This window comes from Orbaceae bacterium BiB (assembly GCA_036251205.1).
Lineage (GTDB): Bacteria > Pseudomonadota > Gammaproteobacteria > Enterobacterales > Orbaceae > Orbus > Orbus mooreae.
The window spans coordinates 887,446-901,625 of the sequence record CP133958.1 but is presented as its reverse complement, the minus strand read 5'-3'; the positions used below and the strand labels follow the sequence as shown (position 1 = coordinate 901,625).

The window sequence follows — 14,180 nt, the reverse complement described above, 5'->3', positions numbered from 1 at the left end:
AATTATATTAACGCATTATTCCAAAGGTAGTGACGGAACACTATTATCAAACCATTTTTGATAAATTTGTGCATAAGTTCCGTTCTCAGCAATTTTCTTTAGACCTGAATTTAACTTTTCTTGTAATGCGGTATTCCCTTTTGCAATTGCAATACCGAAAAATTGTTGTTCAAAGTTATTATCGTATACTAAGTTAAACTGTTTTTCAGGGTTCATTTTCATATAGAATTTTACTACTCCAACGTCGCCGACCGCAGCATTGATACCTTCTTCATAAAGTTCTTGTAGTAATAGTGGAGTATTATCAAAACGTTTGATTGAACTACTGTTTCGTCCTAATATTTTTGATACGACCGTATCTGCGGTGCTCCCTGTCACGACACCTACAGTATAATTACTGAGATCTTCGATTGAAGATATATCATAGTGAGGTAGTGTTGCGATCACTTGTTCAGCTGGAAAATAAGGCAGAGAAAAATCAACAGTTCCTTTACGTTTATCTGTAATTGTGATGCCTGAAATAATAATATCTCTTTCACCATTATCTAGTGTGGCAAAGATTCCTTCCCAAGGGGTATTAATTAAGGTGATATTAAAATCTTCAACTTTAGCAATAGCTTTAATAATATCGATATCAAAACCTTCTAACTCTTTATTACTATTTTCATATTCAAATGGGCGATATGTTCCCCCTGAACCGACAACATAATTAGGTTTTTCAGCACTTGCTGTATAACTTACAAATAAGCTTAGAATAATAAAAAACCTTATGATTATTTTTGAATACATATTTATTCCTTTTTTTTGCATAAAAATTCTGACAGGAGGATAATGACTATTCTTATTTTATGCAAGTGTATTTTTAGTTATCATACTTCAATTTTATCTAGAATGGTTTATGATTAAAAGATTTAATCAATATACTTAATTAAAGCACAAGGATTTATCATTGAAGATTAATGCAACATGGTTTGGTTTAATGGCCATTTTATTTTGGAGCACGTCGATTGGCTTGATGCGCACTATTACAGAAAGTTTAGGTGCAAGTGCTGGTGCTGCAATTATTTATACTTTAGGAGGTTTACTTATCATCTGTTTTAAAGGGGTACCTAAAGTTTGGCAATTTTCTAAATTATATTTATACGGTTGCGGCGCTATCTTTATTATTTATGAAATATTGCTTTCTCAGTCGATTGGTTATGCGCAAGATCGTCAACAAACGTTAGAAGTGACTATGCTTAATTATGCATGGCCATGTTTTACCGTAATCGGTGCAATTATCTTTAAACTACAAAAGAGTAATAAACTTATTTGGCTAGGTATTGCATTAGCTTTTTTAGGTATCATCTACTCATTAACTGAAGGTAATCTTACATTTATTCATTCTATTATTTTTCGTATTCAGCTTAATCCTATTCCTTACCTATTTGCCTTTTCTGCCGCTATTTTATGGGCACTTTTTTGTTGCATTACACGAAAATATGGTAAAGGTGAAGATGCCACATCCGTTTTTTTATTTATGACAGGTGTCTTTTTATGGTGTAAATATTTTATCTTTGATAATACTGTGCTAACTATTAATTTCTCTGTTGGATTAGAAGTGATCTTTTTATCGTTAGCGATGGCTCTCGGTTATTCCTTTTGGAATTATGGTATTCAAAAAGGTAATATTTTATTACTCTCCATTATGTCTTATTTTACTCCGTTGTTATCCATTTTTTGGTCTTCACTATGGCTAGGTGTTGCTCTTTCTGTTGCATTTTGGTTAGGTATGCTGATGGTGACAGGCGGCTCTTTATTATGTTATTGGGGAAGTCGTAAGAGTTCCTTGACAAAATAAGTGATATTCATTTGAATAATTACAGTTTCTGGTTTATTTTATTACATTAGATTTATTGCTATTGAAAAAACGATATTTTAAGGAACATTATGCAGCCCTCATTTAAAGAAACACAACAAAGAATCTCTTTTGTTAAATCGTATTTTGCTCAGCAACTTGCTGATAATTTATCGCTAATTGAAGTCCAGGCACCGATTTTAAGCCAACTTGGTGATGGTGTTCAAGATAATCTATCTGGTAGCGAAAAAGCTGTACAAGTTAAAGTGAAGTGTATTCCAGAGGCAACTTTTGAAGTGGTCCATTCATTAGCAAAATGGAAGCGTAAGACATTAAGTTTAAAACATTTCGCGATCGGTGAAGGTTTATATACTAATATGAAAGCATTAAGACCTGATGAAGATATGTTGTCGCCAATTCATTCAGTCTATGTTGATCAATGGGATTGGGAAAAGGTTATCGCTCCACAAGATCGTACATTATCATTTTTAAAATCAACAGTTGAAAATATCTATCAAGCGTTAAAAGCAACAGAAGCAGAGGTTGCAAAACAATATGGTTTGACACCATTCCTACCTCAATCAATTACATTTATTGATAGTGAAAGTTTGCTAAAACGTTATCCAACGTTATCATCAAAAGAGCGCGAGAATTTGATTGCTAAAGAGTTTGGTGCTGTATTCATTATTGGTATTGGTGGACTTTTATCGAATAAAGAGAAACATGATGTCAGAGCTCCGGATTATGATGATTGGAGTACACCTAATGAAGAAGGTCATTTTGGTTTAAATGGCGATATTATTGTGTGGAACCCGGTATTAAAAAGTGCATTTGAAGTATCTTCAATGGGGATTCGTGTTAATCCGACAGCACTTCGTAAACAATTAGAATTAACGAATGATGAAGATAGACTTAAATTTGATTGGCATAAAGCATTAATGAATGGTGATTTATTGCAAACAATCGGCGGTGGTATTGGTCAGTCAAGATTAGCGATGTTATTGCTACAGTTATCACACATTGGTCAAGTGCAATCAAGTGTTTGGGACAAGAATACCAAACAACAGTATAGTAATTTATTATAGTTTTTATCGTACTAATAAAAATGGGCGCTTTAGGCGCCCATTTTTGTGACTGAAATAGTCTATTAGCGATACTCTTTACAAAGTAATGAGTAGCAATCTACCTTATTAATCCTATTTAATATCCGCACAGTTTAAACAGTAAATATAACTATTTTGTGGATCATTTAGATTGTCTAAAAAAGTAATATACTGTTTTAATTGATTCGATTGAGGTAATTGGCTATAGACCATAGCAGAAAGTGACTTAGGTAATATCGCTGAATAGTCAGCAAATAGTGTTGTAAATAGATCTTTTTCTGATTTCGGCCAAGCGATTTGGTAGTCTGTTACTCCTGCTAAGGAGGCTGCTTTAGTCACCGCATCATCAAAATCACCGATCTCATCAACTAAGCCAATCTTTTTCGCCTCTTGACCTAACCAAACTTGTCCTTGGGCAATATTATCTACCTCTTCATATGACATATTACGAGAATCAGCAACTAATGAAACAAAGTTATCATAGCCATTCTCAATATTCATTTGAATTAATTGATTAGCTTCTGGCGATAAGTCTGTTGCTATATTCATATTAGCAAGAGGAGAGGTTGATACTCCATCGGTATGAATACCAATATGTGCTAATGAATTTTCAAAAGTTGGAATAATACCAAAAATACCGATAGAGCCGGTAAGTGTATTTTGGTTTGCAACGATGTAATCAGATTGTGTTGCTATCCAATAGCCACCTGAAGCAGCCATACCACCCATAGATACCACGACAGGAATATCTGCATTTCGTAATGCAGCGACTTCACTTCTGATACTTTCGGATGCAAATACACCGCCACCAGGGCTGTTAATACGTAAAACAACGGCACGAACATTGCTATTGTTATTAATATCTCTTAACTGCTTAACGATACTATCACTGCCTGCTACATTATTTGCACTTGGTCCAGTGGTAATGGTACCATCAATAAATACCACAGCAATAAGTGGTTTAGTATTCGCCACGGGTTTTGTCGAACTACTTAATGATTGCATTCGGGTAGGATAAAGCTGATAGTCATAGATACTGACTTGTGGCTCATCATCAAAAAGGTAATCAATGTATTTATCTGCTTCATAATTACTGAGTAAGCTATCAACAATTTTATTATCTAAAGCATATTCACTCATATTTCCAGAGACAGATTTTAATCTTGATAGCATAACTTCTGGTGATGGTACTAGATTATCAACAGGTTGTTTGCGATTTTGAGAAATGTCGTTAAGATAATTATCCCACATGGACGATAGCCATCGGGTTGTATTTTCTTTTGCTGGTTCTGACATATCATTACGTAAAAATGGTTCAACAGCAGATTTATATGTACCAACCTTAAAAACATGTGTGTTAACTTTTAAGTTATCGAGCAGTTCTTTAAAATAAAAATTATTAGCAGATAATCCATAAAGTGATATATTACCATGGTTAATTAAATTGATACGATTAGCAACACTGGCTAAATAATATTGCTGTTGATCAAAGCTTCCGCCAAAAGCATAGATTGGTTTTCCTGCGTTTTTAAATGCTTCTAAGTATTTCACCAAGTATTGCAAATCAGGCAGATTACCTCCTACAAAATTATCTAGTTTTAGGACAATACCTTTAATACCTGGATCATTTGTCGCTTGATCTATTTTTTGTGCTAGTTCAAAAACACTATTTTGTCGATCTAGATCCGTTTTATTATTATTTAATTTTTTACTGAGTTTATAGAGATCTTGATCATAAGTTAATGAGTCAACAAGAACACCCTCAAGATCAAGAACTAATACGCCTGACTGAGGTGAAATATTGCCGCTTTTAGGATCGTTAATTAAACCAATGATACCAATGATGGATAAAATGATAATAAAGAAAATTAGGTTAAGAATAATCTCACGAACGAGATTAATTGCTTTCCAAGTATATTTTATTCCTTTACCAACTGAGCGCCAAAAATACATAGTAAAACCTTTGCTAAATAGTATATTGCGTATATTGAAATGAAGACTAATCTTCGGTTTTATTTTTATTTCTTTTCTTAAAGTACTGCTTATCTTCCCATCTTAGACAGGTTAACTTGCCACCCCAACAACAACCGGTATCGAGTCCATAAATATTTTCTGGAGTACCTTTGCCTTTGAGTGAAGCCCAATGACCAAAAGCGATACTATATTGTTCTGGAATTTTACGTGGTAATAAAAACCATGGTTTTAATTTACTTGGCGCATCTTCTGGGGAGTCTTTGCAATAAAAGTCTAAGCGACCATCTGCATAACAGTAACGCATACGAGTAAAAGCATTGGCAATATAGCGTAAACGTTCAAGACCTTGCAAATCTTCACTCCAAGTATCGGGATAATCGCCATACATGGCATCAAGAAAGAGAGGATAGGTATCACTTGATAATATAGCATTAAGATCTTTGGCACATTTTAGTGTGGTAGGTAAATCCCACTGTGGGGAAATACCAGCGTGAGCCATGATCAGTTCTAATGATTCATCCACTTGGACTAAAGGTTGGCGCCGTAACCAATTCATCAATTCATCGCAATCTGGCGCATTAAGAATATCATTAATGTGATCTTTTTTATGGTTTTTACTTATACCCGCATAAACGGCCAATAAATGAATATCATGGTTACCTAAAGTTAATCGAATTTGCCCACTGTGCTTTTTTACAAATCTAAGTACTTCTAACGATTGCGGTCCTCTTGCAACAAGATCGCCAGTTAACCAGATGGTATCATTACTGCTAAAGTCGGCTTTTTCAAGCACTCGCATTAACTCGTTATAACAACCATGGACATCGCCGATAAGTAAATTCGACATTATTAAGCACTCATATTGCTATAGGCATTTGCAAGTTGACAATATTGTTGTACAGTTAAGTTTTCTGCACGTAAATCAAGATCAATTCCAAGTTCAGAGAGCTGTTCTACTGTGAATAGCTGACTTAAACTATTACGAATTGTCTTTCTACGTTGATTAAAAGCTGCAGTAGTAATTCGTGATAATGATTTAATATCATTCACTAAATAAGGTGGATTCTTATGGGGAATTAATTTAACAACTGCAGAATCAACTTTTGGTGCAGGTTTAAACGCCGTGGGTGGAACTTCTAATACTGGGATGATTTGGCAATAATATTGAGCCATTACACTCAAACGTCCATAAGCTTTAGAATTAGGTGCTGCAACTAAACGATTAACAACCTCTTTTTGCAGCATAAAGTGCATGTCACTAATGGCTGTTGTATATTGGAATAGATGAAACATCAATGGCGTTGATATGTTATAAGGTAAGTTTCCAAATACTCTTAATGGTTGCTGCATTTTTGCGGATAAATCATAAAAATTAACAGTCATTGCATCTTGTTCAATAACTGTAAGTTTATTTTTTAAAAACGGGTTTTCAAGCAATCTAGCTGCTAAGTCACGGTCAATTTCAATCACGGTTAAATGATCGATATATTCACTGACAGGCATCGTCAGTGCGGCAAGCCCAGGACCAATTTCAACTAATGCTTGGTCCTTTTTAGGCTGAATCGCGGCAACAATATTTGTGATGACGGAGTCATCGTGTAAAAAGTTTTGGCCAAAACGCTTACGTGCGAAATGACCTTGATGGACGCGACTATTCATTATTGTTTATCTTCACTCATAATTTTTATATAAGCATCACCGCGGAGTTCTTGAATCCAAACTTGTAACTCTTCTGCAAATTTACGATTAAATATTAAACGGTATGCTTGATCCTTCTGAGCCATATCAGTTCTATCAACATTTCTAGTATCAACAAGCTCAATTAAATGCCAACCATAAGCAGATCTTACCGGTTGACTTATTTCACCTTTTTTCAATTTTAATAAGGCATTTTTGAACATACTGTCATATCGGTCAGGATTGTTCCAACCAAGTTCTCCACCGTTTTCCGCTGAACCAAGATCTTCTGAATAAGTTTTAGCAGCAGATTCAAACGTCGTTGTACCATCTTTAATTGACTGACGAATATCAAGGAGTTTCTGTTTTGCCATATCATCATTAACCAAAGCATTTGTTTTGATTAAGATATGTTTTGCATCAACTTCTTTAACGGTAATAGCTTTAGCTTTTTCTGAACGAGTACCGTCAACTTTTAATATGTGATAGCCGACGCCAGAACGCAATGGCCCAACAATCTCACCTTTTTGAGCTCTAACTAATCTTTCCTCAAAAATAGTAGGTAGTTCATTGAGTTTATGCCAGCCCATGTTACCGCCTTTTAACGCATTTTCATCATTTGAGTATGATGCAGCAAGTTTGCTAAAGCTCTCTCCATTTTGTAAACGGGTCATAACCTGTTTGGCTTTATCAGTTGCTTGTTCTAACTGTTGCTTAGTCGGATTTTCTGGAATTATAATCAGAATATGGCTGAGATTAATTTCAAGATTATTAGTTGGCTGTTTTGCTATAGTATTTGCAAGATCATCTACTTCTTTATCACTGATAGTAATGCGTTGTCTAATTTCATTCATTCTTGTACGATCAATGATCATATCACTGCGCATTTTTTCACGATATTTTGCATAGTTAACCTTAATACTAGACAAATATCCTCTTAGCTCATCAATTGTCATACCGTTACTTTTAGCGATATTACGAATTGTTTCAGTTAATTCTTCATCGCTAACGGTAATCTTAGCTTTATTCGCTTGTTGTAAAATTAAGTTTTCAATAATCAATTGATCAATAATTTGATTCTTTAATGTTGCATCATCAGGTAGATTTTTGGGATCAGTCGTTGATTTTATGTTATTTAACATTTCATTAACATCACTATCTAAAATTACATTATTGTTGACTATAGCTGCAACACTTTCAAGAACACGAGGTGCAGATTGAACATTCGCAGAGACGAATAGCGTAATAGATAAAATAAAGAGTATTTTTTTAATCATTTTTAATATGTTAGCCTTTTAGCCTATATAAATGTTATTTCTATTCGACATTAAATAATTTAATTAGTTCCGTAATCTTCTTCAAATGCTGTTTTATATGGGATCAACCCAAAATCTAGCATTTTGGCAACGGCATTATTATTCTTAGTCAGACCGCGTAATTCAAAGTTGACAGACAATTTATTCTCATACTGGCTGACTTTCTGTGAACTATCCCAGTCAGTAATTTTTCTTCCATATTGAACAGATACGCCCCAGCAACAATCTTCATAATGTAAGCCAACATAGCTATCGGTTGATTGCTTGTTATCAATATCATAATACACAGAACCGACAGCACTCACTGTATCAGTTAACGGCCAAGAGCCCATTATACCAATTTGTGAAATACTTTGCTGATAAGGTGTGGTGTTATTTGATAGTGAAATACTGTTAATATAGTTTTTATTCGCGTAACGATAAGAGAGCTGAATTAGCTTATTATCTGCTTGACGATACTCGACCACGGCACTTGCTAGTGATATTTCACCAAGGTGTTCATCATATTGTATACCACTGCGTGTAATAACATTTTCATTAATTCGCCAAAATACATCAGTTGCCCAAGTGATACTACCTGTTCCATCACTCTCAGAGAAGCCTGTGCCGTTAATGCCAGTTCTTGATTTGCTGAAATAATAGATTTGCCCGATAGATAAATTAAATTTTTCAATTTTATTTTCATCATAAAAACGGGTTGTAAGGCCTGTTGCGACTTTATTTGAAGATGCAATGCGATCAAGTCCACTATAAGGTTGATCACGGAATAAACCAATGTAATCAGATTGTAGTAATGATGAGTCATAATTATTAATTTGTGACTGATCACGGTATGGAATATATAAGTACTTCACTCGCGGCTCTAATGTTTGGGTATAACCTTCGAATAAATTTACATTCCGTTCAAAAATCATCTTACCGTCAATACCAAATTTCGGAAGAAAACGATTAACATTTTCTTTAAGATGAGCGTTTTGACCCACATTTGGAATATCTTGATTATAATGGGTTGCCATGAAACCAGCTTCTGTCGTAACTGAAGCCCATGATGACATTAAGGTATAATCGAGTGTTGGTTCAAAGTGAAAACGCCAAGCTTTAGGATTATTACTACCACTGCTAACAAAATGAGAAATCTGGCTAAAGCTCTTAATACTCAAATTATCAATGTCATTATTATAGTAATTGATATTCAGTTGCGGTACCGCTCGATAAAGATCATCTTTAATATCATTACGTAATGCTTGAAAGTATTTATAATTTAAACCAATATCCCAGTATTCATTGGTATAACCAATTTGATAATGTTGTGTTAGATATCCATCAGTCTCTGACGCATACTTAGAACCCAAATCAGTAATATACTGGTTATCACTAACTCGCGTTGCATCTACAAAAAATCGCCAGTTATAGTTAATTAGCTCATCATTTTTCCAGTGGAATAACCAACGGTAGCTATTATCACTATAACCGCTTTTACTGGTATCGGTACGATTTTTACTATAAAGATTATCATGTTGTAGCCAGTCAAATGCTACTGTACCTAAACCAAGATAGTTTAAATAACGCATTTCAGTTTGTAACTGTACGCCACGATGTTGAATAATTCTTGGTGTAAAGGTTACATCATAATTTGGTGCTATATTCCAGTAAATAGGCTGAGAGATATCAAAGCCACCAATACTATCATAAGCAAACTCTGGCATTAATAGCCCTGAACGACGCTTATCACCAGTTGGTAATTGTAAATAGGGTAAATAGAGTACAGGCACTTTACCTAATCTAAATTTTGCATCCCATACTTCAAGTAGCTGTTCTTGGTTATCATAGATAATTTTAGAACCTTCAATATTCCAACTGCTATTATTAACTGGGCATGAGGTAAAACTACCATTATCTAAAACGATATAACGATTATTTGTAAATTGAACATTATCAGCACTACCTCTACCAAGACGACCGACTAAATGATATTGGCTATTTTGAATTTGGATCTCGTTTGTATCTAAATCCATTTCCGCTTGATCACCTTTCATTTCAATCATCGGATCTTCATAAAAAATATTACCCCGTAGTAACATATTTCTATTTTTAGTTTGATCAAGCGTGATCTGATCTGAGTTTACGAGACGGTTGCCTTGTGTTGCCGATACATTACCACTGTAAATTGCTTGATTAGGTAAGTTGACTTGGAAACTATCGGATGAAACTTCAATCGGTAAGGAATTAATATCACCATCGACAAGAGGACGATTGTATTTAGGGACATCAACTAAACATTGATTTGTTGATGTAGCTTTTTGCTCTGTGTCTGCAAAACTGCTCTGACTATAAATAGACAGAGTGACTGCTGCAGCAATAAAAGATGGTGTTAATTTTTTCATTAGCAATAAGGCATCGTTATATAGTGTAATTTTATCGCGACATTATAGCGTTTAATTCTAAAAGTGCTAACTAATAACTTAATCATAAGAATAATTTTATTCTTCAACACGTTTTTTGTTAGCAAACCGATAATATGTATTTTTGGTTTTCTTATATTTACCATCATGTCTTTTTTCTTGACTCATCGCTTGCATGACCATCTGATTTCTTTTATCAATATCACAGTGTTGATATTCATCCCACCACATGGTTAATTTAAGTAAGTCACCTTTTTCAATCGATGATCTTAGCTCAAGTAAATCAAATCCAGCACGAAATTTAGCATGAGTAAAAACAGCATTGACGCGTTTCGGACTTAGTTTATTTAGTCGTAATTGCAAACGCCAAATATCGCAAGTAATACTCGTTAAGCGTTTGGGTATAGAAATTGTGGAACACTGTTCATTTAAGATATCATGCATTGCCATGTCAAAAGCATCATGATAAGTCAAACCACTTTCCAAAATTAAAACTTGAGTTTGTTCACTAAGTGGATACCAGAGCATTGCAGCAAAAAGAAATGCCGGATTAATACGTTGATTATTATTAATACGATAATCAGTATTTTTTAATGTCTGCTCAATCATCTGTTCAACATAACTTGTATTAGATCTTGGTAATGTTGTTTGTTGATTTGGTAGTAAATTATCGATAATTGGAAATAATCGTGCAAATAATGTGTATTTCCTCAATAGCAGGTAAGTTTGATAACCATAGCCAGATTGTAATAATTTTAATGACTCATCAAATAATCGAGGAGCCGGGATATTACTAAGCAATGGCGCTAAACTTTTAATCGGTGCTGCTGTTTTTGGCTCAATAGTCATATCGAGTTTAGCCGCAAAACGTACTGCTCGTAGCATCCGTACCGGATCTTCTCTATAGCGAGTTTCAGGATCACCAATCAGACGAATCACGCCATTTTTTAAGTCATTAAGTCCATTACAGTAATCTCTGATGGTAAAATCTTTTACACTATAATATAAGCTATTGATCGTGAAATCTCGACGAATCGCATCTTGTTCAATCGTACCATAGACATTGTCACGTAATAGCATACCGGATTGAGAACGTTTAGAAGTATTGCTATCAGGTTTTGCTGATGATTCACTAATATCATTATCTAGCTCAGATGGCTCAGAGTGAGCTCCTCGAAAGGTCGCAACTTCAATAATCTCTTTACCAAACATAATATGAGCTAGACGAAAACGCCGCCCTACGAGTCGACAATTACGAAATGATTTTTGTACCTGTTCTGGTGTCGCATTAGTGGCAATATCAAAATCTTTTGGTGTTCGACCTAATAACAGATCTCGAACACAGCCACCAACTAAGTAAGCTTCATAACCTTGCTTGTTTAAACGGTATAAAACCTTTAAGGCATTTTCACTAATTAATTGCCTTGAAACGGAGTGTTGATCACGGCGAATAATTGTCGCAACAGGTACATTAACAGCAGATGCAGATATATTTGATTCAGTCGTTGGCTGTATATTCGCTGCTTGTGTAGCAACATTTGAGTGAAAAAGCTTGTGATAAACTCGTGAGACGCGCTTAAAAATAATAAACTCCAAAAGCTGTGATAAAATAACAATAAAAATTGTGCTAATTATATCGCAACATCATTAATTAGCAAAATATCTTTCAGACATTAATTATTATTAATGCAGCAATTGCCTTTGTAAAATTCTGTACTAGAATAGAAACTTCTTCTCATTGACAATAACGATATCGTTACGAGCTGTTTAATATGAAAACATACAATTTTAGTGCCGGACCTGCCATGCTGCCAGCTGATGTTTTAAAACAAGCCCAAGCTGAATTTTTAGATTGGAATCATACTGGTGCATCGGTTATGGAGCTTAGTCATCGCGGTAAAGAGTTTGATGCTTGTGCTGTTGAAGCAACGCAGGATTTAAGAACCATTTTAAACGTTCCTAATAACTATAAAATTTTATTTTTGCAAGGCGGTGCCAGAGCTCAATTTGCGGCGGTGCCTTTAAATATTCTTGGTGGTAAGCAATCAGCAGATTATGTTGATAGTGGTTATTGGAGTCAGTGTGCTGCTGATGAGGCTGATAAGTATTGTCAGACTAATCGTATTGATATTAAAACTGTATTAGATAATAAAGTCACACTAAAACCAATGTCTGATTGGCAACTAAGTAATGATGCTGCCTATGTACATTATTGTCCGAATGAGACAATTGATGGCGTCGCTATTTTTGAAGAACCTAATTTTGCTAACAAAGTGGTTGTAGCAGATTATTCATCTTGTATTTTATCTAAACCAATTGATGTTTCTCGTTATGGTATTATTTATGCAGGAGCACAAAAAAATATCGGTCCTTCTGGGATCACCATTGTTATTGTTCGCGAAGATCTATTAGGTAATGCCCATAAAGCCTTACCTTCAGTACTTGATTATACGATTGAGAGTAAACATGACTCAATGTTTAATACACCACCAACATTTGCTTGGTATATGTCAGGTTTAGTATTTAAATGGATTAAAAAATTAGGTGGATTAACGGCGATGCAACAACGTAATGAACAAAAAGCATCGATGCTGTATCAATACATTGATCATTCTGATTTTTATCATAATAATATTGCGTTAACGAATCGTTCTATAATGAATGTACCTTTTACTTCACCAAATGAAAACCTTGATAAACTATTTGTTAGTGAAGCAACTCAAGCCGGTATCATTGGCATTAAAGGTCATCGAATTGTAGGTGGTATGCGTGCTTCTATCTATAATGCAATGGATGTCGAAGGTATTGCTTACTTGATCGATTTTATGCGCAATTTCGAAAAAAAACATGGTTAAGTTGACCACTATTTTTACTCATAAACCCGCTTTGTTGCGGGTTTTGTATTAATTAATAATTGAGTTTTATTGTATGATTGGGCGAATACTATCAGGTTTATTATTATGTTTGGGAAGCTTGTTCTTATTGACTGGCTATACAGATAACCAAAAAAAGGCTGAAATCAACGTAATGGGTCATAATCAAAGTGAGATTTTTCATTCTAAGACGATAGGGGATTACAATATTTCCTTGTATTACCCGAACTCTATGGCACCAAAACAGGGATGGCCAGTTATTTATTTGTTAGACGGCAATAGTTTTTTTACAGATATTGTTGAATTTATTGAACAGCATGATATGCAACTTATTGTTGTTGCAATTGATTATCCAGATACCACTCGGAGAGAGCTTGATTTTCTACCTAATCCTCCTGTGATTATCCCTGAAATTTTATCAAATGGAAAAGAAAACGTATTTAAAAATTATGGTGGTGCAGATAATTTTTTACAGTTTTTGCAGACTGAGCTAAAACCCCATATTGAGCAGCAATTTACAATTGATCGTGATCGGCAAATTATTTTTGGTCACTCTTTAGGCGCGATTTTTGTGTTACATTCCTTATTTACTCAGCCCGATTCATTTTCACATTATATAGCTTCCAGTCCCTCAATTTGGTTCAATGATCGCTATATTATGCAAGAGGCCAATGATTTTATATCTCATTCACAAAATTCCCCATTAATCCATCCAGTACAATTATATTTGTCAGTTGGTGCATTAGAAGAGTCACTAACTGGAAAAGAAGTTTTTTCATCTGAAACAGAAAAACAGTTAAGGGCTCAGCATTTAAAAAATCGTAGGATGGTCAATAACGTTGATGACTTAGCTAAACTATTGTACGCAGCAAATATTCATGGACTGACTTTAAATCATCTGGTTTATCCTCAGCAAACTCATCAAACAGTTGGTATCTTAATATTAGAAGATCGTTTATCGAGATTGTTAAATTAGTATCGAGTTAGATAAATAAAAA

Annotated in this window: 11 protein-coding genes; 4 read left to right on the top strand and 7 right to left on the bottom strand. The window is 34.5% G+C overall.

All coding sequences use genetic code 11. The annotated features are described in order from the left end of the window. Positions 1-15: 15 nt before the first annotated feature. Entirely contained in the window at positions 16-789 is a 774-nt protein-coding gene (locus RHO11_04245; GenBank protein ID WVD62346.1) for a basic amino acid ABC transporter substrate-binding protein, read from the bottom strand. Between the two features lie 160 nt (positions 790-949). Here RHO11_04245 and yddG point away from each other — a divergent pair, with 160 nt between their 5' ends. Together yddG and asnA are read left to right on the top strand one after the other, a co-directional pair. Beyond that, positions 950-1,840, top strand: coding sequence for an aromatic amino acid DMT transporter YddG (gene yddG, locus RHO11_04240; protein ID WVD62345.1), 891 nt, complete (start codon positions 950-952; stop codon positions 1,838-1,840). A gap of 89 nt (positions 1,841-1,929) precedes the next feature. Then, on the top strand, positions 1,930-2,922 hold the full coding sequence (asnA, locus tag RHO11_04235) for an aspartate--ammonia ligase (GenBank protein ID WVD62344.1): 993 nt from the start codon (positions 1,930-1,932) through the stop codon (positions 2,920-2,922). A 111-nt stretch (positions 2,923-3,033) separates the two neighbouring features. On the opposite strand, the gene sppA is transcribed toward asnA, so the two are convergent. The 6 genes from sppA to pcnB form a co-directional block, all read right to left on the bottom strand. Then, positions 3,034-4,893, bottom strand: a complete 1,860-nt coding sequence (sppA, locus tag RHO11_04230) for a signal peptide peptidase SppA (GenBank protein WVD62343.1) — start codon at positions 4,891-4,893, stop codon at positions 3,034-3,036. 46 nt (positions 4,894-4,939) lie between these two features. Next, positions 4,940-5,761 (bottom strand): bis(5'-nucleosyl)-tetraphosphatase (symmetrical) ApaH, encoded by an 822-nt coding sequence (gene apaH, locus RHO11_04225; GenBank protein WVD62342.1) that lies wholly within the window; start codon positions 5,759-5,761, stop codon positions 4,940-4,942. A 2-nt stretch (positions 5,762-5,763) separates the two neighbouring features. Then, the gene (gene rsmA, locus RHO11_04220; protein WVD62341.1) at positions 5,764-6,573 is read right to left on the bottom strand and encodes a 16S rRNA (adenine(1518)-N(6)/adenine(1519)-N(6))-dimethyltransferase RsmA; all 810 of its coding nucleotides are present in this window, start codon (positions 6,571-6,573) and stop codon (positions 5,764-5,766) included. Next, complete coding sequence (surA, locus tag RHO11_04215) at positions 6,573-7,868, bottom strand: peptidylprolyl isomerase SurA (GenBank protein WVD62340.1); 1,296 nt, start codon at positions 7,866-7,868, stop codon at positions 6,573-6,575. The genes rsmA and surA overlap by 1 nt, the downstream gene beginning before the upstream one ends. Before the next feature lie 59 nt (positions 7,869-7,927). Further along, positions 7,928-10,291, bottom strand: coding sequence for an LPS assembly protein LptD (lptD, locus tag RHO11_04210; GenBank protein WVD62339.1), 2,364 nt, complete (start codon positions 10,289-10,291; stop codon positions 7,928-7,930). A 96-nt stretch (positions 10,292-10,387) separates the two neighbouring features. Beyond that, positions 10,388-11,905, bottom strand: a complete 1,518-nt coding sequence (pcnB, locus tag RHO11_04205; GenBank protein WVD62338.1) for a polynucleotide adenylyltransferase PcnB — start codon at positions 11,903-11,905, stop codon at positions 10,388-10,390. A gap of 176 nt (positions 11,906-12,081) precedes the next feature. On the opposite strand from pcnB, the gene serC reads away from it, so the two are divergent. Both serC and RHO11_04195 read left to right on the top strand, forming a co-directional pair. Then, positions 12,082-13,164 carry a 3-phosphoserine/phosphohydroxythreonine transaminase gene (gene serC / locus RHO11_04200; protein WVD62337.1) on the top strand — a complete coding sequence of 361 codons (1,083 nt, stop codon included), beginning with the start codon at positions 12,082-12,084 and terminating at the stop codon, positions 13,162-13,164. Positions 13,165-13,237: 73 nt separating this feature from the next. Next, complete coding sequence (locus RHO11_04195) at positions 13,238-14,158, top strand: alpha/beta hydrolase-fold protein (GenBank protein WVD62336.1); 921 nt, start codon at positions 13,238-13,240, stop codon at positions 14,156-14,158. Positions 14,159-14,180: the final 22 nt, after the last annotated feature.

Excerpts from the sequence above, each read along its gene's own strand:
- RHO11_04245 (WVD62346.1), bottom strand. The coding sequence starts at position 789 with ATGTATTCAAAAATAATCATAAGGTTTTTTATTATTCTAAGCTTATTT.
- asnA (WVD62344.1), top strand. The coding sequence starts at position 1,930 with ATGCAGCCCTCATTTAAAGAAACACAACAAAGAATCTCTTTTGTTAAA.
- sppA (WVD62343.1), bottom strand. The coding sequence starts at position 4,893 with ATGTATTTTTGGCGCTCAGTTGGTAAAGGAATAAAATATACTTGGAAA.
- apaH (WVD62342.1), bottom strand. The coding sequence starts at position 5,761 with ATGTCGAATTTACTTATCGGCGATGTCCATGGTTGTTATAACGAGTTA.
- rsmA (WVD62341.1), bottom strand. The coding sequence starts at position 6,573 with ATGAATAGTCGCGTCCATCAAGGTCATTTCGCACGTAAGCGTTTTGGC.
- surA (WVD62340.1), bottom strand. The coding sequence starts at position 7,868 with ATGATTAAAAAAATACTCTTTATTTTATCTATTACGCTATTCGTCTCT.
- lptD (WVD62339.1), bottom strand. The coding sequence starts at position 10,291 with ATGAAAAAATTAACACCATCTTTTATTGCTGCAGCAGTCACTCTGTCT.
- serC (WVD62337.1), top strand. The coding sequence starts at position 12,082 with ATGAAAACATACAATTTTAGTGCCGGACCTGCCATGCTGCCAGCTGAT.
- RHO11_04195 (WVD62336.1), top strand. The coding sequence starts at position 13,238 with ATGATTGGGCGAATACTATCAGGTTTATTATTATGTTTGGGAAGCTTG.